The following is a 19,245-nucleotide window of genomic DNA, read 5'->3' as shown; positions in this document are numbered from 1 at the left end:
CGACTTAGGACGCTAGCTTGCTGGCAACCAACTGCCTATCCAAAAAACCAATGACTTTTTCAGCGTATTCTTTGGGCTGCGCGGCATACGCATGGGTATGCTTGGCCCCTGGCACTTGCCAGAATTCTGTTTGCGTTCTGTGCCTCAGTGCTTGCCATAACAGTTCCCCATCTTTAACCGGGGTGAATTCATCGGCGTCGCCATAAATCATCAACAGCGCGGGGCTGCCCACTAGGTTTTCGGCGGCATGAGTCGGGCGCAAACTGCGCTCGCCGGCGGGATATACAACTTTGGACAGTTGGATACCCAACTTGGGGATGGGGTAGCGGGACCAGAAATGCAGTAGCGTTGGAAACGCCGCCTCCAGTACTGCCGCTTTGAAGGGATGCTCAGGCTGCGCCATGGCACACACACTCATGGCCGCCCCCATGGAGGCGCCCACTACCGCCACGGGCAAGTCGGGGTAGCGGGCCTGTAAGGCTTGCCCTGCGGCCAACACGTCCAATGGATAGTCCATGGTGGTGGACGTACTTTCACCAAAGCCGTTCAAATCGAAAACCATCACATGGTAGCCCGCCTGACGTAGCAGTTCGGCATGCCCATATTTCATCCAGAAGCCTTTGGCCACCACGCCCATGGGGTGGGACATCAATACCGCCCCCTTGGCCCGCGGTGTATGTGCAGGCGCCAACAGTGCAGCGATGATGGCGCCGGATTGACTCTCAACACTCAAGCGCTGCCAGTGATGCTTGTCGACGCTGTCCGGCCAGCGCCATGGCCGTGCAAAGCGGCCGAAGAAGGGTTTCTTGAATAGTCTGTAGGCGGCGTTTTTCATGCGGGCAATCCCTTGATGCGGTTTACTGCTCGGCGCAGAGACGAGCGTCTGCGCCCATAGTGGCCATCGCGCCTAGACGCCACCATCGGCAAAAATGACGAATAGCATGCGATTTATGCCAGCCGCGCACCACGCTGCAGATCGGGAGAAATAAACCATGAACGTCTGCATCTTGATGGCGGATCAATGCTCATCCACCAGTGTTGCCGCGACCCTGGATTTTTTTGAAACCGCTAATGTGTTGCACCACTATGCCGTCCGAAAAAATCAGCGCCAGGAGGGCAATTCGGCTCTATTCAGGGTGACGACGGCCTCTATGGATGGCCAGAGTGTTGCCTGCACGGGCGGCCTCAGGTTGACGCCCGACAACGCCGCAAAAGACCTGCGCAACCCGCAACTGATCATCGTGCCCGGCTTCATGTTCAATATCCTCGGCGTGCTGCCCTCCTTGGCCGAGATGATCCGCTGGCTGCAACAGCAGCATCAGCAAGGCAGTTACATCGCCAGCATGTGCACGGGGGCATTCGTCACCGCCCAGGCGGGCTTGTTGGATGGCCGTAGCGCCACCACCCACTGGGTGTTCAGCGAGCAATTTGCGCAACGCTTCCCCCAAGTGAATTTACAGGCCGAACGCACCGTCACCGACGATGGGCAGATGCTCTGCTCGGGCGGTTCCACCAGCGGCAGTGACTTGTTGTTGCACCTGATCCGCAAGTTCGCCTCCCCCCAGCTAGCGGCCGAATGCGCAAAGAAACTGTTGGTCGATGTCTCCGCACGCAGCCAGACCCCTTACGCCTGTACCACCTTCAAGAAAAACCACACCGATGCCGTGATTCTGAAGATTCAAATCTGGTTGGAAAACCGCATTGCCAACAACATCCACCTGGAACAGGTGGCCACAGAGTTTGGCTTGAGCATGCGCAACTTCATCCGCCGCTTTAAAGAGGCGACCGAGCAGACTCCCATCCAATACCTGCAAAACCTGCGCATTGAAAAAGCCAAACACCTACTGGAAAGCAGCCAGGAAGCCTTCGACCAAATCACCTTGCGGGTGGGGTACGAAGATGGCAATTCCTTCAGACGCCTGTTCAAGCAACGGGTGGGCCTGGCACCCAGTGCTTACCGCAAACGCTTTGAGAACGTGCCAACTGACAGCCCAGGATCAGGGGAACAGGTTCAGGCGTTGCCCCCAACTTCAGGGCAAAGTCTGGGGGCCCGGCAGCAACGCTAAGCCCACCGCGCTAACCGGCCTTAGCCATGGTTTTCGCCAGCGAACAGCCAATGGGCGGCGCTGTGCTCAACCCTCCCTAAGTGGCAGCAGGCATGAGCCTAGGCTGAACCGCCCCTCGCCCCCCGCAGGGGTGAGGGCGCTAAAGCGGAAGCCACCGAAGCGCCTCAGCCCTCGACCTGGCTCCACTGCTTGCTCAGGCGCTTGTCCGACACCGCGATCTTGGTGCCGAGTTGCTGGGCGAATAGCGAGACCCGGTATTCCTCCAGCATCCAGCGATACAGCAGCAGTTGTGGGTCGCGCTTGCCTTCCTGGCCGTGTTTGGCCAGACGCGCCTGGTATTGCTCCCAGTAACCGGCCAGCTCACCACTCCACACCCGATCGCGCTGTAACTGGGCGCCAATTTTCTCGAAACGCTGTTCGATGGCCTTGAGATAACGCGGCAATTCCTTGAGCCACTCGGCCGGGGTTTCGCGGACGAAGCCGGAATAGACCAGGTTGCCCAGCTGCTGCTTGATGTCGTTGAGGGCGATGGCCTGGGCCAGGTCGATCTTGCCCTTGAAGCGCTTCTGCAGGCCATGCCAGAGCTTGAGAATTTCCAGGGTGAGCTTGGCCAGACGCTCGGCATGCGCGGTCCAGTCGCTGCGTTTACTCTCGGCCAAAGTAGCTAGCGCGGCGCCGTCCCGCGGCAACGGCTGTTGCCCTTCGAGGACGCAGCTGTCCAGGCTGGCCAGCAGAATGTCCTCGACCAGCGCCTCGACCCGGCCCATGTCGCGGTACAACAAGCCCAGCTCGGTCAGGCCCGGCAACTTGCCCCGCAGGAACTTGGCCGGCTCGGCCAGTTGCTGCAACAGCAGCCGCTGCAGGGCTCTGCGGTGCTGGTATTCGGCTTCGGCCTGGGTCGAGAAGCGCTCTTCCTTGACCGTGCCCGCCTCCTCTACCAGTGCCGGGTAGACGGTCATCGACAGGCCGGCAATCTTCTGCTGGGTCTTTTCCGCCACCTGGGCGAAGGCCTTGGCCTCCACCGTTTTCGGCGTTTTATCGGTTCGCGGAATCGCCAGCGCAGCCTGACTGGCCTCGGCAAACCGCGCGCACAGCTCGGCCAGGTCACGCCCTTCGCCGAGGAACTTGCCCTGGGCGTCGACCACTTCCAGGTTCATCTTCAAGTGGTTTTCCAGCTGCGCCTCGGCCTCGACCCAGGCCTCGTCGGGCACGCGGGCGCCGGTCATACGCGTCAGCTCGCGGCCCAGGGCCTCGGGCAGGCTGCCCTGGCCCAGGCTGAGTTTGCTCAACGCGGCGCCGACGAAGTCCGGCACCGGTACGAAATTCTTGCGCAGCGCTTTCGGCAGGTTGCGCACCAGGGCCACGCACTTGGCCTCCAGCAAACCCGGTACCAACCATTGCAAACGCTCGCCCGGCAGCTGCGGCAGCAGCGGTGCCGGCACGCGCAGAGTGACGCCGTCACGCGGATGATTGGGCTCGAAGTGGTAGCTCAGCGGCAGGGTCAGCTCGCCCAGGTGCAGGGTATCCGGGTAGTGCGTGGCGGTGACTTCGTGGGCATCGCGGGCCAGTACATCTTCCTCGCGCATGACCAGCAACTGCGGATTCTTCGCGCTCTCGATCTTGTACCAGCTGTCGAAAGTCGCAGCCTGATGGATCTCAGCCGGCAACCGTGCCTCGTAGTAGGCGAACAGGGTCTCTTCGTCGGCGAGGATGTCGCGGCGGCGCGCCTTGGCCTCCAGCTCATCGAGCTGTTCGAGTAGCTGGCGATTGGCACTCAGGCACTTGGCGCGGCTGTTGATCTCGCCGCGCACCAGGCCCTCGCGGATAAACAGCTCGCGCGACACCGGCGGGTCGATGGGGCCGTAATGCACCGGCCGGCGGCCGACCACGATCAGGCCGTAGAGGGTGATCTGTTCAAAGGCCACGACCTGACCGCGCTTCTTCTCCCAGTGCGGTTCGAAGTGGTTTTTCTTGATCAGGTGACCGGCCAGCGGCTCGATCCAGTCCGGCTCGATCTTCGCCACCATGCGAGCGAACAGCTTGGTGGTCTCGACCAGCTCGGCGGTCATGATCCAGTTGGGCTTCTTTCTACCCAGCCCGGAGGACGGATGCACCCAGAAGCGCCGCTGGCGGGCGCCAAGGTAGTCGCCCTCTTCGCTCTTCTGGCCGATCTGGCTGAGCAACCCGGAGAGAATCGCCTTGTGCACCTTGGCGTAGTCGATACTTCTTTGCGTGGCGTCCGTGCCTGCGACGCTCTGCGGCAGGAGACTTTGGCCTTTGTGGGAGCGGCCTTGGCCGCGATCAGCCGTTCGCTGACCAGCCGCATCGCCAGCAGGCTCGCTCTTGCCCTTGGCGCCACTGGCTTGCGACAGGTTCAGCTCACGGGCGATCAACACCAGTTGGCGGTGGGCATCGCGCCACTCGCGCAGGCGCAAGTAATTGAGGAAGTTCTTGCGGCACCAGCTACGCAGCGCACTGGAGCCCAGGGCCTGGCGCTGCTCCTCGAAACCGCGCCAGAGATTGATCAACGCGGCGAAATCGGAGTCCACATCCTTCCACTGCGCATGCGCCTGGTCGGCGGCCTGTTGGCGATCCGAGGGGCGCTCGCGCACGTCCTGCACTGACAGGGCACTGGCGATGATCAGCACTTCCTCCAGGCTGCCCTGCTTGGCGCCTTCCAGCACCATGCGCGCGAGCCGTGGGTCGACCGGCAGACGCGCCAGTTGCCGACCCAGCGGGGTCAGCTGACCTTCGCGGCTGACTGCCGAGAGCTCCTGCAACAGGGTGAAGCCGTCGGTAATGGCCTTGCCGTCTGGCGGCTCGACAAAGGGGAAGTCTTCGATCTCGCCCAGGCGCAGATGGAGCATCTGCAAGATCACCGCCGCCAGGTTGGTACGCAGGATTTCCGGATCGGTGAACTCGGGGCGGCCGAGAAAATCTTCCTCGCTGTACAGGCGCACGCAGATGCCCGGCTCGACCCGGCCGCAGCGGCCCTTGCGCTGGTTGGCGCTGGCCTGGGACACCGCCTCGATGGGCAGGCGCTGGACCTTGGCGCGGTAGCTGTAGCGGCTGATGCGTGCCGTGCCGCTGTCGATCACGTAGCGGATGCCCGGCACGGTCAACGAGGTCTCGGCGACGTTGGTGGCCAGAACGATCTTGCGTCCCGCCATCGGCTGGAAGATTTTCTGCTGCTCGGCCGGGGTCAACCGGGCATACAGCGGCAGTACTTCGGTGAAGCGCAGGTTGGCCCGGCGCAACACTTCGGCGGCGTCGCGAATCTCCCGCTCGCCGGGCAGGAATACCAGCACGTCGCCCGGGCGCTTGCCCTCGCTGCGCTCGAACGCGTCTATTTCATCCAGGGTAGCGAGGATCGCCTGGTCGACGGACAGATCCTCCTCGACCCGGTTACCCTCCTCGTCCTGTTCGGCGGTCAGCGGCCGGTACCAGGTCTCCACCGGATAGGTGCGCCCTGAGACTTCGACTATGGGCGCGTCGCCGAAGTGCTTGGAGAAGCGCTCCAGGTCGATAGTCGCCGAGGTGATGATCAGCTTGAGGTCGGGGCGCCGCGCCAGCAGGGTTTTCAGATAGCCGAGGAGAAAGTCGATGTTCAGGCTGCGCTCATGGGCCTCGTCGATGATCAGCGTGTCGTACTTGTCGAGGAAGCGGTCGTGCTGGGTCTCGGCCAGCAGGATGCCGTCGGTCATCAGCTTGATCAAGCTGCGCTCGTTGCTCTTGTCCTCGAAACGCACCTGATAGCCGACCAGCTCGCCCAGTGGCGTGCCGATCTCCTCGGCGACCCGGGTCGCCACACTGCGCGCGGCCAGCCGCCGCGGCTGGGTGTGGCCGATCAGGCCATGCACGCCGCGACCCAGCTCCAGGCAGATCTTCGGCAACTGCGTGGTCTTGCCCGACCCGGTTTCGCCGGCGATCACCACCACCTGATGCTTGCTGATGGCCGCCTTGATCTCGTCGCGCTTGGCAGCGATCGGCAAGGCGTCGTCGTAACGCATCGGCGGCACACTCAGGCGCCGCGCCTCGACCTTGGCAGCGGAGGCCTGGAAACGCTCCAGCCACTGCGCCAGCTTGGCCTCATCCGGCCGTTTGTGCAGTTCGTGGAGTTGACGGCGCAGGCGATGGCGGTCGGCGTAGAGGGCGTGCTCGAGGTTTTTCTGCAACTGGTCGAAGGCGGGTAACGGATCGGTCATCAGGCAGCCGTGAACATATTCGTGAGGGCCGCGATTGTCGCAGATTTCTCCGCCAGCCCGAAAAAAGCCTCAACCGAGGACGAATACTCCTGCCACTGTGAATAATCCGCGAATGCTCGACAGCTCGTTACAAACCGTTCCACAGAGGCAAAAAAAAACAGGCCCATGTAAAACATGGGCCTGCTTTTATTACCTGGCCTGCCGAGCCAACGCCTTAGTTAACAGGCATTGGTCGAGGCCAGGCTTTATCTAAAGTGGAAAACCCTTACTTAACTTGGGTTTCTACTTCAGCTTCTACACGGCGGTTGATGGCACGGCCCGACTCAGTTGCGTTATCGGCAACTGGCTGAGTTTCGCCATAACCGGCAGCGTTTACACGCTCGCCTTCAACACCGTACTGGTTGACCAGAACTTCACGAACGGCGCTTGCACGCTTCTCGGACAGTTTCTGGTTGTAAGCGTCAGTACCGACGGAGTCGGTGTGACCGGCAACGGTGGTGGTGGTCTGCGGGTACTGTTTCATGAAATCAGCCAGGTTCTTGATATCACCGTAGCTTTCTTCTTTGACGCGAGCCTTGTCGAAGTCGAACTTAACGTCCAACTCAACGCGCACAACCTGGGCCGGTTCTTCAACAGGCATTGGCTCTGGCATCGGCTCTGGAGCCGCTTCTACCACCTGGGCAACCGGCTTGCTGCCACCGCCGAAGTTCATGCCGATACCGACGCTTGGCGCCCACTCGGTGTCGCCTTGGTCGATGTTGTACTGAGCCTCAACACCAGCGCGGGCGTAGAGGTTCTCAGTGATGAAGTACTTGGCGCCGCCGCCCACGTTGGCGAAGGTGGAACCGTTACGACCGTTGCGACCGGATTGACCGATGCTCTGATCGGAGAAACCGGCTGAGACGTAAGGGCGCAGCGCGTCGCCGGCGTTGTTGAAGTGGTACAGAGCATCCAGGGCGGTATTGGCACCCTTGATGTTACGACCGTCTTCGCCACGGGCGTTATGCACTTCGTCGTAGCCCAGACGCAGTTCAACGTCGTCAGTCAGGTAGTAACCGACGCTGCCGCCGAACAGGTTGCCGTTGTTCTTGAAGTCACGAGCGCTGTCGAAGATTTCCTTCTTGGCAAAGCCCTCCACTTCGACCGCGCCTTGGCCCTGCGCCAGCGCGCTGAGAGCAGAGGTAGCGAGCAATGAGCCGATGACAACGCCTAAAGTGTTTTTCAGTTTCATCATTAATCCCTGTTGTGTCTTGGTAGCCAGTAAGTTGTCCGACAAACTCAAGACAACCTTAGCCGGCGAACTGTATCAGAAGTAAGCCTGCACTTCGACATACTGAAAACAATTTAAGTTTCGGCGCTATCGGAAAATTTTTCGCGCAACCGGTCGAGAGCGCGTTTATAGCGCATCTTCGTGGCGCTCAGGCCCATGTGCATGATGTCGGCGATCTCTTGAAACTCCAGCTCTGCGACAAAACGTAGCACCAGAATTTCCCGATCGATTGGATTGACATGAACTAACCAGCGATCCAGGCCGGCAGGACTTTCAATATTGGGCGCCTTTTCTTCCGACGCCTCTTCCAATGGGTCCAGACTTAAAGCGTCCATCAAGCGGCGCTTACGTCGCTCTTTACGGTACTGGGTAATGCACTCGTTGTAGGTAATGCTGTACAGCCAGGTTTTGAACTTGGACTTGCCTTCAAAGTTCTTCAAACCATAGAGAACTTTAAGCATGACCTCCTGACAGACATCATCAGCGTCGCGTTCGTTCCCCAAATAGCGCGCACAGACATTAAATAATGTGCGCTGGTAACGACGCATCAGCTCTTCATAAGCTCGAGTGATGTGAAACAACTCGTCATGCGCACGCGCCACCAGCTCTTCATCCGAGAGCTCGCGGGGGTCATAACGCATCGACAGTGATTGGGCTTTATTCAAAACGAGTCGGGCCGGCAGTCAAAACACAGTCCGCCAGCGCCTGACGAATCAGGCAGCTGGGTCGGCGGCATACATTAGCAGGAATGGCGCGTTAGCGACTGCTTACCCGCTGCTCGAGCAAGGTCCGATTGGCCACAGAGACCAACTCGCCTGCATCGGTCAACAGGGTCGTCTTGACCGTGCCAATCTCCTCGATCTGCCCTTCGACATCGCCAACCTGAACTTGTTGCCCGACTTGATACAGCTCACGTACATAGATACCGGCCAGAATCTGTCCGGCGATTTCCCGGCTGCCCAACCCCAACGCGAGCGCCACAGCCAAACCCACCGAAATCAACACGATGCCGATGACGTTGTTCAACAGATCGGTCTTGACTTCAAGCTGGCCGATGGCCACCGAAATGCTGATGATAATTATCAGGACTTGAGCGATGCGCCCCAGACCGTGGGCGTAGTCGAGCCCGACGCCCTCCGCCGCACCGCGTACTAAGCCGCTGAGCAGATGAGCCAAGAGCACCCCGGCGAGCAACACCAGGGCAGCGCCAAAGACCTTAGGCAGATACAGGGCGAGCACGTCGAGCGTTGCGGAAACCCGCTCCAGACCCAGCGACTCGGCCGCCGACACCAGAAAAACAAGCAGTACGAACCAATAGATGATCTTGCCGATCAGGGTCGATACCGGCACCTGGATACCCGCTCGACTGAGCAGCTTGGTCAGGCCGGTACCGGCCATGAGTCGATCCAGGCCGACCTTGCCAAGCAGCTTGGACAGCAGCGTATCGAGCAGTTTGGCCACGACAAAACCGAGCAGCACCAGGATCAGCGCCACGAACAGGTTTGGAATAAAGCCAGCGACCTTAGTCCAGAGCGCAGTCATCGCGGCAATCAGGCTTTGAGTCCAGGGATCGAGTTCCATTTCAGTCAGCCTTATCAGTAGAGCGTACAGAAGGATGCCGGCGAGAAACCGGCGAAACGTGCGCCGAGCCGTTATTTAGAGCAATCATCAGCGCGCCGAGCCAATGCCCCATCAAACCGAACAGATCGCCGGCACCGACTTGGCGGTTGGCGGTTTTCAATACGCGATGCAAACACGCGTCGTCGTCATGAGTCGACGACGGCGATTTGAGCAAATCGCGCAGGGATTCTTCAAAGGGATCGTGCATAACACTCCTCACAGCATGTGTCGCTAGACGAGATGGATTGCCGAATAGTCACATCAGAGCCAGCGCCAACGGCGGAACAGCCACCACTGACCGAGGCCGATGACGAACATGATCAGGCACGCGAAGAGGAAGCCTAAAGAGCTATCCGCCCCCGGCATGCCGCCGACGTTGATACCCAGCAGGCCGGTGAGGAAACTCATGGGCAGAAACACCATGGTGATGATGCTGAAGCGGTACATGATGCGATTCATCCGCTCGTCCATACGCCGATTCTCGGCATCCAGCACCAGGCTGACCCGCTCGCGGCTGAGTTCCAACTCCTCCAGATAACGGGTCAGGCGGTTGTTCAGTTCGTTCCAGTAATCGCTATCGTCCGCCACGAACCAGGGTTGCTGGTTGCGCGTCAGTTGCGCATAGATATCACGCTGCGGCGCCAGGAAACGGCGCAAGCTGGCCGCACGTCGGCGCATCTGCAGCAACAGATCATGATCCGGCAACAGGCGCTCATCGGCATCTATCTGCTCTTCCTGCTCATCGACCTGATCGGATAGCTCGTTGACCAGGGCATCGACCTTATCGGTCAGGTAATCGGCCAAGCTCAGGATCAGTTCGGAAGAGGTTTTCGGCCCCCGGCCTGCCTGCAGGTCGCGGATCAGATCCTCGCTCGCACGCAGCGGCCGCAAGCGCAAGGAAATGACCCGGCGCGCATCGGCAAAAATGCGCACCGAGACCATGTCCTCGGGCTCGGCCCCTGGATTGAGATTGACGCCGCGCAGGAACAGCAACAACTCATGATTGGGCAGAGGCAACATGCGCGGCCGGGTGTTTTCCTCGAGCAGCAAGTCGCAGGCGAACTCACTCAGGCCGCTCTCATGGCGCAGCCAAGCCTGAGTCTCGAGATGACTTCGATCCCAGTGCAGCCACAGGCTTTCCGACTCGGCCAGCTCAAGGTCGCCCAGCTGCTCTCGGGTGACCGCTCTAGCACCGCCTTGACCATCCAGAACGAAGGCATGCACCAGCCCCTGTTCCGCGTTGCGCTCCTCAACCACGTTCGCCCCCTATCTGAAAAAGTCACCGGCGCGCAGCACCAGCGGAAATAGCACTCAATACTGTGTATCGGCGACATGTCAGCGCCAGCTTGCGCCAGAGCAAAAGCACGGCACCTATAGCGGGCTGCATCGTCAGGAGAGTTGGTACAGAGAAACACCTTGCCGAGGGTGTTCACGCGCTGAGTAGATTGACGTCTGCAGGCAGATCCAGGAGTCCTGGTGGACTGAACGCTGCCCTACTGCGAAAAAAGCCAGAATTACCCATTTATGCTGATCTTTCTCGTTAAATAGCTGGCTATTCGCCGCGAAAGATCAGCAAACGACGCAAACCGGACTTTCCCCCGCTACGGACGGTCAAGTCCGACAGGCTCCTAGCCGTTCTCGACCGACCGCTTCCAGGCGACATCAGGCGTCTTGCTTACTCAGGCATTTTTAGCGCAGTGGGTGAAACGATGATGCCGTTATTGTCGGCATAGACATATTCGCCCGGGCGAAAAGTCACACCAGCGAAGGTCACAGCCACATCAAGGTCACCGATACCGCGCTTGTCGGTCTTCATCGGATGACTGGCCAGTGCCTGCACCCCAAGATCGGTCTGCGCAAGCACGTCGACATCGCGCACACAGCCATAGACCACGATGCCTTCCCAGCCATTCTTTGCCGCCTTTTCGGCGAGCATGTCACCGAGCAGGGCGCAACGCATCGAGGCACCACCATCGACCACCATCACCTTGCCTTTACCAGGCTGCTCGACCTGCTCCTTGACCCGTGAGTTGTCCTCGAAGCACTTGATCGTGACGATCTCGCCACCGAAGGAGTCGCGGCCACCGAAATTGCTGAACATCGGCTCAACGACCTGCACCAGCTCAGGGTAGGCGTCACACAGATCAGGGGTGATGTAGTGCATGGCAAAGCTCCTTTTCTAACGTTGAAAACAAGATTTCACAGGTCGACTCCGACACGATCACCCTCGTAAGCCAAAGGCAGCTGCACGAGGTCGGCACAGCCGGCATTCAACGCACGTCCGGTTATCAGATCGAACTCTACGCCGTGGCGCGCGCAACGCAGCACACCTCCGACGAGCGTGGCATTGTGCAAGGACGCCCCCTGATGTGGACAATGGTTCTCCAGCAGCAGCGTGCGCCCCTCGACCACCATCAACAGCACATCACGCCCCTGCACCTGGAAGACCTGCCGGTAGCCTTCCTCCAGGTTCAGCAACCGCTCCAGAGCAATGAACATCTCACCTCCGCAGCAGCAGGGAATGACTGCAAACCTGCCTTGCGTCACATCTTAACTGGATGACCGCTCTGACGGAATGCCAGGACCCTGTTCGAAGCTGCCTACTTCAGACTCAGCGGCCAGTAGCGGCGCCTTGCGCAGCCACTGCTCCGCCAGTGGCCAGACTTCACGCTGCGCCTCTTTGCTGACCAGCATCTCCACATGCCCGAAATCACTGGAAAAGCCGTTTTTCTTGCCCAGACAGAGGAACTCGCGTGTGGCAGAGCCGAACTGATCGAGCAACTTGCGGCACGCCCAGGCCGGGTCCTGCGTATCGCCCACCGCACTGACCGCCATGACCGGCACCCGCACCTCGGCCAAACCGCGCCACCAATCACGCTCTGCGTCGCCAAAGCGGCCGAACAGACCATGCCAGCGCAGGCTTTCCAGCGCCAGACCGATGGGCTCATCTTCCGGCCCGCGCTTGAGCCGCGAACCGGACAATACGGTGAAACGCTTAAGCAACAAGCGCCCGCCCCACTCCACCGGCGGCACCTTCAGCGGCCAGTACACCCGACTGACCTGACTGCCGAACAGAGTCGCCGACCCCACCCTGCGCTGATCCAGGTAGTGCCCACCAAGCGCACCGGCCAAGGTGATGCCACCCAATGAATGCCCCAGCCAGTGGGCCGGCTGCGGGTTTTGCTCGTGGACGAAATCGGCAATGGCCGGCAAGTCATAGCGCACATAATCGCTGACGCGATTGTGCTTATACGCCTGGTTGCGCGGCGATAAACCATGTCCGCGCATTTCCGCGATCCACACATCGAACCCGGCACGCGCCAGGTATGGCCCGAGACCAATGCCCTTGGGCGAATACCAGAAACGCCGATTGGAAAAGCTGCCGGGCAACAAAATAACCGGCACGCCGCGCTCGTCCGCGTGACCGGCGCGCCCGAGACGGGTCAATGCCAGCTCCACGCTGAAATCTGGGCTATTACCTGGCTTCAGACGATAGACGTCTTCACTCAGATCGCCACGAAACTCCGCGCTGATCAAGGCGACGGGAAAAAGCTCACTGCTGCTTTGCATCTTCTTCGCTCTGGTACAAAAAATTGCCGGGAGCAATTTTTCACGTCGCCTAGCGACGGCCCGAAGGGTGGCTGCCATGGATGGCAAGCCACAAAAAAGGGCGGGATAACCCGCCCTCGATCAATAGGTTAACGGTCGGTCAGGCAGGCTGAGCTTCCGCCAGGAAGAACCAGGTATCGAGCACCGAGTCGGGGTTCAACGACACGCTTTCGATGCCCTGTTCCATCAGCCACTTGGCCAGATCCGGGTGATCCGACGGCCCCTGGCCACAGATACCAATGTACTTACCCGCCTTGTTACACGCCTGAATGGCATTGGCCAGCAGCTTCTTCACCGCCGGATTACGCTCATCGAACAAGTGGGCGACGATACCGGAGTCACGATCCAGTCCCAGGGTGAGCTGAGTCAGGTCGTTGGAGCCGATCGAGAAACCATCGAAGTATTCGAGGAATTCCTCGGCGAGGATCGCGTTGGACGGCAACTCGCACATCATGATGATCTTCAGACCATCCTTACCGCGCGCCAGGCCGTTGTTGGCCAATAACTCGATGACCTGGCTGGCTTCGCCGAGCGTACGCACGAACGGCACCATGATCTCGACATTGGTCAGGCCCATCTCGTTACGCACCTTCTTCAGTGCGCGGCACTCCAGTTCGAAGCAGTCACGGAACGACTCGCTGATGTAGCGCGAAGCCCCGCGGAAGCCGAGCATGGGGTTCTCTTCTTCCGGCTCGTAGAGCTTGCCGCCGATCAGGTTGGCATACTCGTTGGACTTGAAGTCGGACAGGCGCACGATGACTTTCTTCGGCCAGAAGGCCGCCGCCAGGGTACTGATTCCCTCGACCAGCTTCTCGACATAGAAATTGACCGGATCGTCGTAACCGGCAATGCGCTTCTCCACACTGTCCTTGATCTCGGCCGGCAAGCCGGCGAAGTTCAGCAGCGCTTTCGGGTGCACACCGATCATGCGGTTGATGATGAACTCCAGCCGCGCCAGGCCCACCCCAGCATTCGGCAGCTGGGCGAAGTCAAAGGCACGGTCCGGGTTGCCGACGTTCATCATGATCTTGAACGGCAATTCCGGCATGGCATCGACCGAGTTCTTACGTACGTCGAAGCCCAGTTCGCCTTCGAAGATGAAACCGGTGTCGCCTTCGGCGCAGGACACAGTCACGCCCTGGCCATCTTTCAGCATCTGAGTGGCATTGCCGCAACCGACCACCGCCGGAACACCCAGCTCGCGGGCGATGATCGCCGCGTGACAGGTGCGCCCGCCGCGGTTGGTGACGATGGCGCTGGCGCGCTTCATGACCGGCTCCCAGTCCGGGTCAGTCATGTCGGAAACCAGCACGTCGCCGGGCTGGACCTTATCCATTTCGGAGACGTCGTTGATCACCCGCACCTTGCCGGCGCCGATCTTCTGACCAATAGCGCGTCCTTCCACCAGCACGGTGCCGGTTTCCTTGAGCAAGTAACGCTCCATCACCGTGGCGTTCGCGCGGCTCTTCACGGTTTCCGGACGAGCCTGGACGATGTACAGCTTGCCGTCATCGCCGTCTTTAGCCCATTCGATATCCATCGGGCACTTGTAGTGCTTCTCGATGATCATCGCCTGCTTGGCCAACTCGCTGACTTCGGCGTCACTCAGGCAGAAACGCGCGCGCTCGGCGCGCTCAACGTCGACGACCTTGACCGACTTACCGGCCTTGGCTTCGTCACCGTAGATCATCTTGATCGCTTTGCTGCCCAGGTTACGACGCAGGATGGCCGGACGACCGGCTTCCAGCGTGTGCTTGTGGACGTAAAATTCGTCCGGGTTCACCGCACCCTGAACCACGGTCTCACCGAGGCCATAGGCACCGGTAATGAATACCACGTCGCGGAAGCCCGATTCGGTATCGAGGGTGAACATCACCCCGGCGGTACCGGTTTCCGAACGCACCATGCGCTGCACACCGGCAGACAGGGCCACCAGCTTGTGGTCGAAGCCCTGGTGCACGCGGTAGGAAATGGCGCGATCGTTGAACAGCGAGGCGAACACCTCTTTAGCCGCGCGAATGACATTGTCCACGCCACGGATGTTCAGGAAGGTTTCCTGCTGGCCGGCAAAGGACGCGTCCGGCAGGTCTTCGGCAGTGGCCGAAGAGCGCACGGCGACCGCCATGTTGTCGTTGCCATCGGCCATGGCGGCGAAGGCTTCGCGGATTTCCGCGTTCAAACGCTCCGGAAACGGGGCATCCATCACCCACTGACGGATCTGCGCACCTGTTTTGGCCAGCGCATTGACGTCATCGACATCCAGCGCATCGAGCGCTGCATGGATCTGCGCGTTCAGGCCGCTCTGCTCGAGGAAGTCCCGGTAAGCCTGCGCAGTAGTGGCGAAACCGCCAGGAACCGAGACGCCGGCGCCTGCAAGGTTGCTAATCATCTCGCCCAGGGAGGCGTTTTTGCCCCCTACATGCTCAACATCGTGGACGCCGAGCTTATCGAGGGAAACTACGTACTCTACCAAGGTGATCTCTCCACTAAGGTGTTGGAAAAGCTCAAGGGGCTGGGAAGGTTCGGCGGAGCGAATCCGCACGCCTGTGGCCGGGCCCTGGAAAATAAGTAACAATGCCGCCTAGTTAGGGCCTGCAAAATCGGGCCCATGATAGCCAAGAATCGTCCTCAGCTTAAGGCCCATGGCGCAAATGAAACGAACCGCTTTTTTTATCTCCGACGGCACCGGCATCACGGCCGAAACCCTGGGTCAAAGCCTGTTGGCGCAGTTCGAAACTATCAACTTTACCAAACTCACGCGACCCTACATCGATAGCGTGGAAAAAGCGCGCGCAATGGTACAACAAATCAATAGCTCTGCCGAGAAAGACGGCGCGCGACCGATCATCTTCGACACCATCGTCAATCAGGACATTCGTGAGATCCTCGCCGAGTCCGACGGTTTCATGATCGACATATTTTCCTCCTTCCTTTCCCCCCTGGAACAGGAGCTAAGCTCGCACTCGTCCTATTCGGTGGGCAAATCCCACTCTATTGGGCACAACTCCAATTACATGGAGCGAATCGAGGCGGTCAACTTCGCCCTGGACAACGACGACGGCGCGCGCACCCATTACTACGACAAGGCCGACTTGATCCTGGTCGGCGTCTCGCGCTGCGGCAAGACGCCGACCTGCCTGTATATGGCCATGCAATACGGTATCCGCGCGGCCAACTACCCTTTGACCGAAGACGACATGGAGCGCCTGCAACTACCGGCCGCGCTGAAGAAATACAAAGACAAGCTGTTCGGCCTGACCATCGACCCGGATCGCCTGACTGCGATCCGCAACGAGCGCAAACCCAACAGCCGCTACGCCAGCTATGCGCAGTGTGAGTTCGAGGTGCGCGAAGTGGAAAGCCTGTTCCGCCGCGAGAACATCACCTCGATCAATTCCACGCACTTCTCGGTGGAGGAAATCTCCGCGAAGATCCTGGTGGAGAAAGGCGTCGAGCGGCGCTTGAAGTAAGCCTACAGTCCTAAAATAGCAAACCGCTTACAGCGGTTTGCTATTGACCTCAAGCCACCCCGGATGAGGATTGAGAGGCATTTCTCACCTGCGCTCAGATCATCCACATCTCCATGAAACGGTTGACCGGCGTGGCTTCCAGCCGCGCTTGATCCTTGCACAGCGCGAATATCTCGGCACTGCGCTGGCCAGTGAAGCGGGTCGCCAGGTTGGCCTTGAACTTGTCTTCAAGCAGCGGGATGCCCTCGGCGCGACGCCGACGGTGGCCAACCGGGTACTCGACCGCGACCTGCTCGGTACTCGAACCATCCTTGAAGAACACTTGAATGGCGTTGGCAATCGAACGCTTGTCGGCTTCCAGGTACTCGCGGCTGTAACGCGGGTCTTCGACGACCTGCATCTTCGCGCGCAGCTCGTCGATGATCGGGTGGGCGGCGTGGAAGTCGTCTTCGTATTGCTCGGCAACCAGGTTACCGAATGCCAGCGGTACCGCGACCATGTACTGGATGCAGTGATCGCGATCGGCCGGATTGGCCAGCTTACCGAGCTTGGAAATAATACGAATTGCCGACTCCTGGGTGGTGATGACGATCTTGGCGATCTCGTGCAGGCGCCCCTTGACCTGCGGATGCAGGGTCACAGCCGCCTCACAGGCAGTCTGCGCGTGGAATTCGGCCGGAAAGCTGATCTTGAACAGCACGTTCTCCATCACGTAGCTGGCAAAGCCCTGCGGGAAGCTGAACTGGCGCTGGCCGTCCGGTTTCAGCGCCAGATCCTTGTTAGTGTGGCTGAACAACACGTCATAGAAGCCCCACTGCGGCGCGGTCAATACAGCGGGGATGCCCATCTCGCCACGCAGGGCGATGTCGGCCAAACGCACACCACGGCTCGAAGCATCGCCGGCGGCCCAGGACTTACGCGAGCCGGCGTTCGGCGCGTGGCGGTAGGTGCGTAGCGCCTGACCGTCGACGAAGGCATGCGACAGCGCCGACAACAGCTGCTCGCGGTTGGCGCCCATCAGCTTGGCACAGACCGCGGTGGACGCGACCTTCACCAGCATGACGTGATCCAGGCCGACCCGATTGAAGGCGTTTTCCAAGCCGAACACCCCCTGGATCTCGTGAGCCATGATCATCGCCTCGAGCACCGCGCGCATGAGCAACGGCACTTCCCCCTGGGCCAGACGCTTCTGTGACAGGTGGTCGGCTACCGCGAGGATGCCTCCCAGGTTGTCCGACGGATGCCCCCATTCAGCCGCCAACCAGGTGTCGTTGTAGTCCAGCCAACGGACGATGCAACCGATGTCCCAGGCCGCCTTGAGCGGATCGAGACGCCAGGACGTACCGGGCACCCGTGCGCCATGCGGCACGACAGTGCCTTCAACTATGGGTCCCAGGTGCTTGGTGCACTCGGGAAAACGCAGCGCCAACAGGCCACAGCCGAGGCTATCCATCAGGCAGTTGCGGGCAGTGTCCAGGGCCTCGGTGGACTCGACCCGGTAGCCCAGGACGTAGTCGGCGATGTCCTGCAGGACCTGGTCATAGTCTGGTCGGGTGTTCGGGTCGACATTGGCGCTCATGCTTCGATCTCCCTGGATGGCAGGTTGATGGGACTGGTCACGGCATGCTTCTTTCGTGGCCTCGTATCCAGTCTAGGAGTGGGCCATGCCAGCGAATCGCACGCATGCCGTGCTCCTACAGGCTTTCACGACGCCAAGATGGCACTGCCCACTTGCGCGGGCATTGCCCGGTGCGGCGAACAAGCAGTCAGGCTCAGAACGCATCGTCCGGCACGCGCACCCAGCCTTCCATCAGCACCCGCGCGCTGCGGCTCATGATCGCCTTGGTCACCGTCCACTCGCCGTTGACCTGGCTGGCCTCGGCGCCCACGCGCAGGGTGCCGGAGGGGTGACCGAAACGCACCGCATTACGCGCAATGCCGCCAGCGGCAAGATTCACCAGCGTGCCGGGAATCGCGGCAGCTGCGCCGATGGCCACCGCAGCCGTGCCCATCATGGCGTGGTGCAGCTTACCCATGGACAGCGCGCGCACCAGCAAGTCCACTTCGTCGGCGGCGATCGTCTTGCCGCTGGAGGCGACGTAGTCCTTGGCCCCCGTGACGAAGGCGATCTTCGGTGTGTGCTGGCGGGTGGCCGCCTCCTCGGGCGTCTTGATCAAGCCCATGCGCAGGGCGCCAGCGACCCGGATGGCCTCGAAGCGGGCCAGGGCCTCGGGATTGCCGTTGATCTGCTCGCGCAATTCGGTGCCCGCATAACCGATGTCCTCGGCATTGACGAACACGGTCGGGATGCCGGCGCTGATCATGGTCGCCTTGAGGGTGCCGATGCCGGGCACCTCGAGATCGTCGACCAGGTTGCCGGTGGGGAACATCGAACCGCCCTCCTCGCCGTCATCGGACGGATCGAGGAATTCCAGCACGATCTCCGCAGCCGGAAAGGTCACCCCGTCCAGCTCGAAGTCACCGGTTTCCTGCACCTGGCCATTGGTCACCGGCACATGGGCGATGATGGTCTTGTTGATGTTGGCCTGCCAGATGCGCACCACACAGGTGCCATCCTGCGGAATACGCGCCGGATCGACCAGCCCGGCATGGATGGCAAAGGCGCCGGCGGCGGTGGACAGATTGCCGCAGTTGCCGGACCAATCGACGAAGGCCTTGTCGATCGAGACCTGGCCATAGAGGTAGTCCACGTCGTGAGCGGGCTGGCTGCTCTTGGACAGGATCACGCACTTGCTGGTACTGGAGGTGGCCCCGCCCATGCCGTCGATATGCGCCGCATAGGGATCGGGGCTGCCGATCACGCGCATGAACAGCTGGTCACGCGCCTCGCCCGGTAGCTGGCAGCGTTCGGGCAGGTCCTGCAGACGGAAGAACACGCCCTTGCTGGTGCCGCCACGGATATAGGTGGCGGGGATTTTCACTTGGGGCAAATGGGTCATGGATGCTGTCCTGAAAAAAAGTAGCCCGGATGCAATCCGGGGCGA

15 protein-coding genes are annotated in these 19,245 nt (G+C 60.5%); 2 read left to right on the top strand and 13 right to left on the bottom strand.

Features of this window, described 5'->3' with window-relative positions; genetic code table 11:
• Positions 1-4 precede the first annotated feature (4 nt).
• Positions 5-835 (bottom strand): S9 family peptidase, encoded by an 831-nt coding sequence (locus FBY03_RS11550; protein WP_147172475.1) that lies wholly within the window; start codon positions 833-835, stop codon positions 5-7.
• Between the two features lie 157 nt (positions 836-992).
• Between FBY03_RS11550 and FBY03_RS11545 the strand changes: the two genes are divergently transcribed.
• Positions 993-2,066 carry a GlxA family transcriptional regulator gene (locus FBY03_RS11545; protein WP_147172474.1) on the top strand — a complete coding sequence of 358 codons (1,074 nt, stop codon included), beginning with the start codon at positions 993-995 and terminating at the stop codon, positions 2,064-2,066.
• A 164-nt stretch (positions 2,067-2,230) separates the two neighbouring features.
• On the opposite strand, the gene hrpA is transcribed toward FBY03_RS11545, so the two are convergent.
• The 10 genes from hrpA to ppsA all read right to left on the bottom strand — a co-directional run bounded on the left by hrpA (position 2,231) and on the right by ppsA (position 15,243).
• Positions 2,231-6,271, bottom strand: coding sequence for an ATP-dependent RNA helicase HrpA (hrpA, locus tag FBY03_RS11540; protein WP_147172473.1), 4,041 nt, complete (start codon positions 6,269-6,271; stop codon positions 2,231-2,233).
• A gap of 265 nt (positions 6,272-6,536) precedes the next feature.
• Positions 6,537-7,502, bottom strand: a complete 966-nt coding sequence (locus tag FBY03_RS11535) for an OmpA family protein (RefSeq protein WP_147172509.1) — start codon at positions 7,500-7,502, stop codon at positions 6,537-6,539.
• A 113-nt stretch (positions 7,503-7,615) separates the two neighbouring features.
• Complete coding sequence (gene sigX, locus FBY03_RS11530) at positions 7,616-8,206, bottom strand: RNA polymerase sigma factor SigX (RefSeq protein WP_147172472.1); 591 nt, start codon at positions 8,204-8,206, stop codon at positions 7,616-7,618.
• Between the two features lie 91 nt (positions 8,207-8,297).
• Positions 8,298-9,122, bottom strand: a complete 825-nt coding sequence (locus FBY03_RS11525; RefSeq protein WP_147172471.1) for a mechanosensitive ion channel domain-containing protein — start codon at positions 9,120-9,122, stop codon at positions 8,298-8,300.
• Between the two features lies 1 nt (position 9,123).
• Positions 9,124-9,369: a hypothetical protein gene (locus FBY03_RS11520; RefSeq protein ID WP_025165795.1), complete on the bottom strand. Its 246-nt coding sequence runs from the start codon at positions 9,367-9,369 to the stop codon at positions 9,124-9,126.
• A gap of 53 nt (positions 9,370-9,422) precedes the next feature.
• Entirely contained in the window at positions 9,423-10,418 is a 996-nt protein-coding gene (locus tag FBY03_RS11515) for a zinc transporter ZntB (RefSeq protein ID WP_147172470.1), read from the bottom strand.
• Between the two features lie 418 nt (positions 10,419-10,836).
• Positions 10,837-11,325: a ribonuclease E activity regulator RraA gene (gene rraA / locus FBY03_RS11510; RefSeq protein ID WP_147172469.1), complete on the bottom strand. Its 489-nt coding sequence runs from the start codon at positions 11,323-11,325 to the stop codon at positions 10,837-10,839.
• Positions 11,326-11,360: 35 nt separating this feature from the next.
• Positions 11,361-11,660, bottom strand: coding sequence for a Rieske (2Fe-2S) protein (locus FBY03_RS11505; RefSeq protein ID WP_147172468.1), 300 nt, complete (start codon positions 11,658-11,660; stop codon positions 11,361-11,363).
• Between the two features lie 51 nt (positions 11,661-11,711).
• Complete coding sequence (locus FBY03_RS11500) at positions 11,712-12,731, bottom strand: alpha/beta fold hydrolase (protein WP_147172467.1); 1,020 nt, start codon at positions 12,729-12,731, stop codon at positions 11,712-11,714.
• Between the two features lie 139 nt (positions 12,732-12,870).
• Positions 12,871-15,243 (bottom strand): phosphoenolpyruvate synthase, encoded by a 2,373-nt coding sequence (ppsA, locus tag FBY03_RS11495; RefSeq protein WP_147172466.1) that lies wholly within the window; start codon positions 15,241-15,243, stop codon positions 12,871-12,873.
• 178 nt (positions 15,244-15,421) lie between these two features.
• Here ppsA and FBY03_RS11490 point away from each other — a divergent pair, with 178 nt between their 5' ends.
• The gene (locus FBY03_RS11490) at positions 15,422-16,240 is read left to right on the top strand and encodes a pyruvate, water dikinase regulatory protein (protein ID WP_147172465.1); all 819 of its coding nucleotides are present in this window, start codon (positions 15,422-15,424) and stop codon (positions 16,238-16,240) included.
• 94 nt (positions 16,241-16,334) lie between these two features.
• Here FBY03_RS11490 and prpD read toward each other — a convergent pair whose 3' ends face one another.
• On the bottom strand, positions 16,335-17,819 hold the full coding sequence (prpD, locus tag FBY03_RS11485) for a 2-methylcitrate dehydratase (RefSeq protein ID WP_147172464.1): 1,485 nt from the start codon (positions 17,817-17,819) through the stop codon (positions 16,335-16,337).
• A 193-nt stretch (positions 17,820-18,012) separates the two neighbouring features.
• Positions 18,013-19,200, bottom strand: coding sequence for a 2-methylaconitate cis-trans isomerase PrpF (gene prpF, locus FBY03_RS11480; protein WP_147172463.1), 1,188 nt, complete (start codon positions 19,198-19,200; stop codon positions 18,013-18,015).
• Positions 19,201-19,245 lie beyond the last annotated feature (45 nt).

This window comes from Pseudomonas sp. SJZ079 (assembly GCF_007993865.1).
In the GTDB taxonomy this organism is placed as follows: domain Bacteria; phylum Pseudomonadota; class Gammaproteobacteria; order Pseudomonadales; family Pseudomonadaceae; genus Aquipseudomonas.
The sequence above is the reverse complement of the archived record's forward strand: the minus strand, read 5'-3'. Positions and strand labels throughout refer to the sequence as shown.

Coding starts and splice junctions, on each gene's coding strand:
- FBY03_RS11525 (WP_147172471.1), bottom strand. CDS start 9,122: ATGGAACTCGATCCCTGGACTCAAAGCCTGATTGCCGCGATGACTGCG.
- FBY03_RS11550 (WP_147172475.1), bottom strand. CDS start 835: ATGAAAAACGCCGCCTACAGACTATTCAAGAAACCCTTCTTCGGCCGC.
- prpD (WP_147172464.1), bottom strand. CDS start 17,819: ATGAGCGCCAATGTCGACCCGAACACCCGACCAGACTATGACCAGGTC.
- FBY03_RS11545 (WP_147172474.1), top strand. CDS start 993: ATGAACGTCTGCATCTTGATGGCGGATCAATGCTCATCCACCAGTGTT.
- FBY03_RS11500 (WP_147172467.1), bottom strand. CDS start 12,731: ATGCAAAGCAGCAGTGAGCTTTTTCCCGTCGCCTTGATCAGCGCGGAG.
- prpF (WP_147172463.1), bottom strand. CDS start 19,200: ATGACCCATTTGCCCCAAGTGAAAATCCCCGCCACCTATATCCGTGGC.
- FBY03_RS11520 (WP_025165795.1), bottom strand. CDS start 9,369: ATGCACGATCCCTTTGAAGAATCCCTGCGCGATTTGCTCAAATCGCCG.
- FBY03_RS11535 (WP_147172509.1), bottom strand. CDS start 7,502: ATGAAACTGAAAAACACTTTAGGCGTTGTCATCGGCTCATTGCTCGCT.
- FBY03_RS11505 (WP_147172468.1), bottom strand. CDS start 11,660: ATGTTCATTGCTCTGGAGCGGTTGCTGAACCTGGAGGAAGGCTACCGG.
- rraA (WP_147172469.1), bottom strand. CDS start 11,325: ATGCACTACATCACCCCTGATCTGTGTGACGCCTACCCTGAGCTGGTG.
- hrpA (WP_147172473.1), bottom strand. CDS start 6,271: ATGACCGATCCGTTACCCGCCTTCGACCAGTTGCAGAAAAACCTCGAG.
- FBY03_RS11490 (WP_147172465.1), top strand. CDS start 15,422: ATGAAACGAACCGCTTTTTTTATCTCCGACGGCACCGGCATCACGGCC.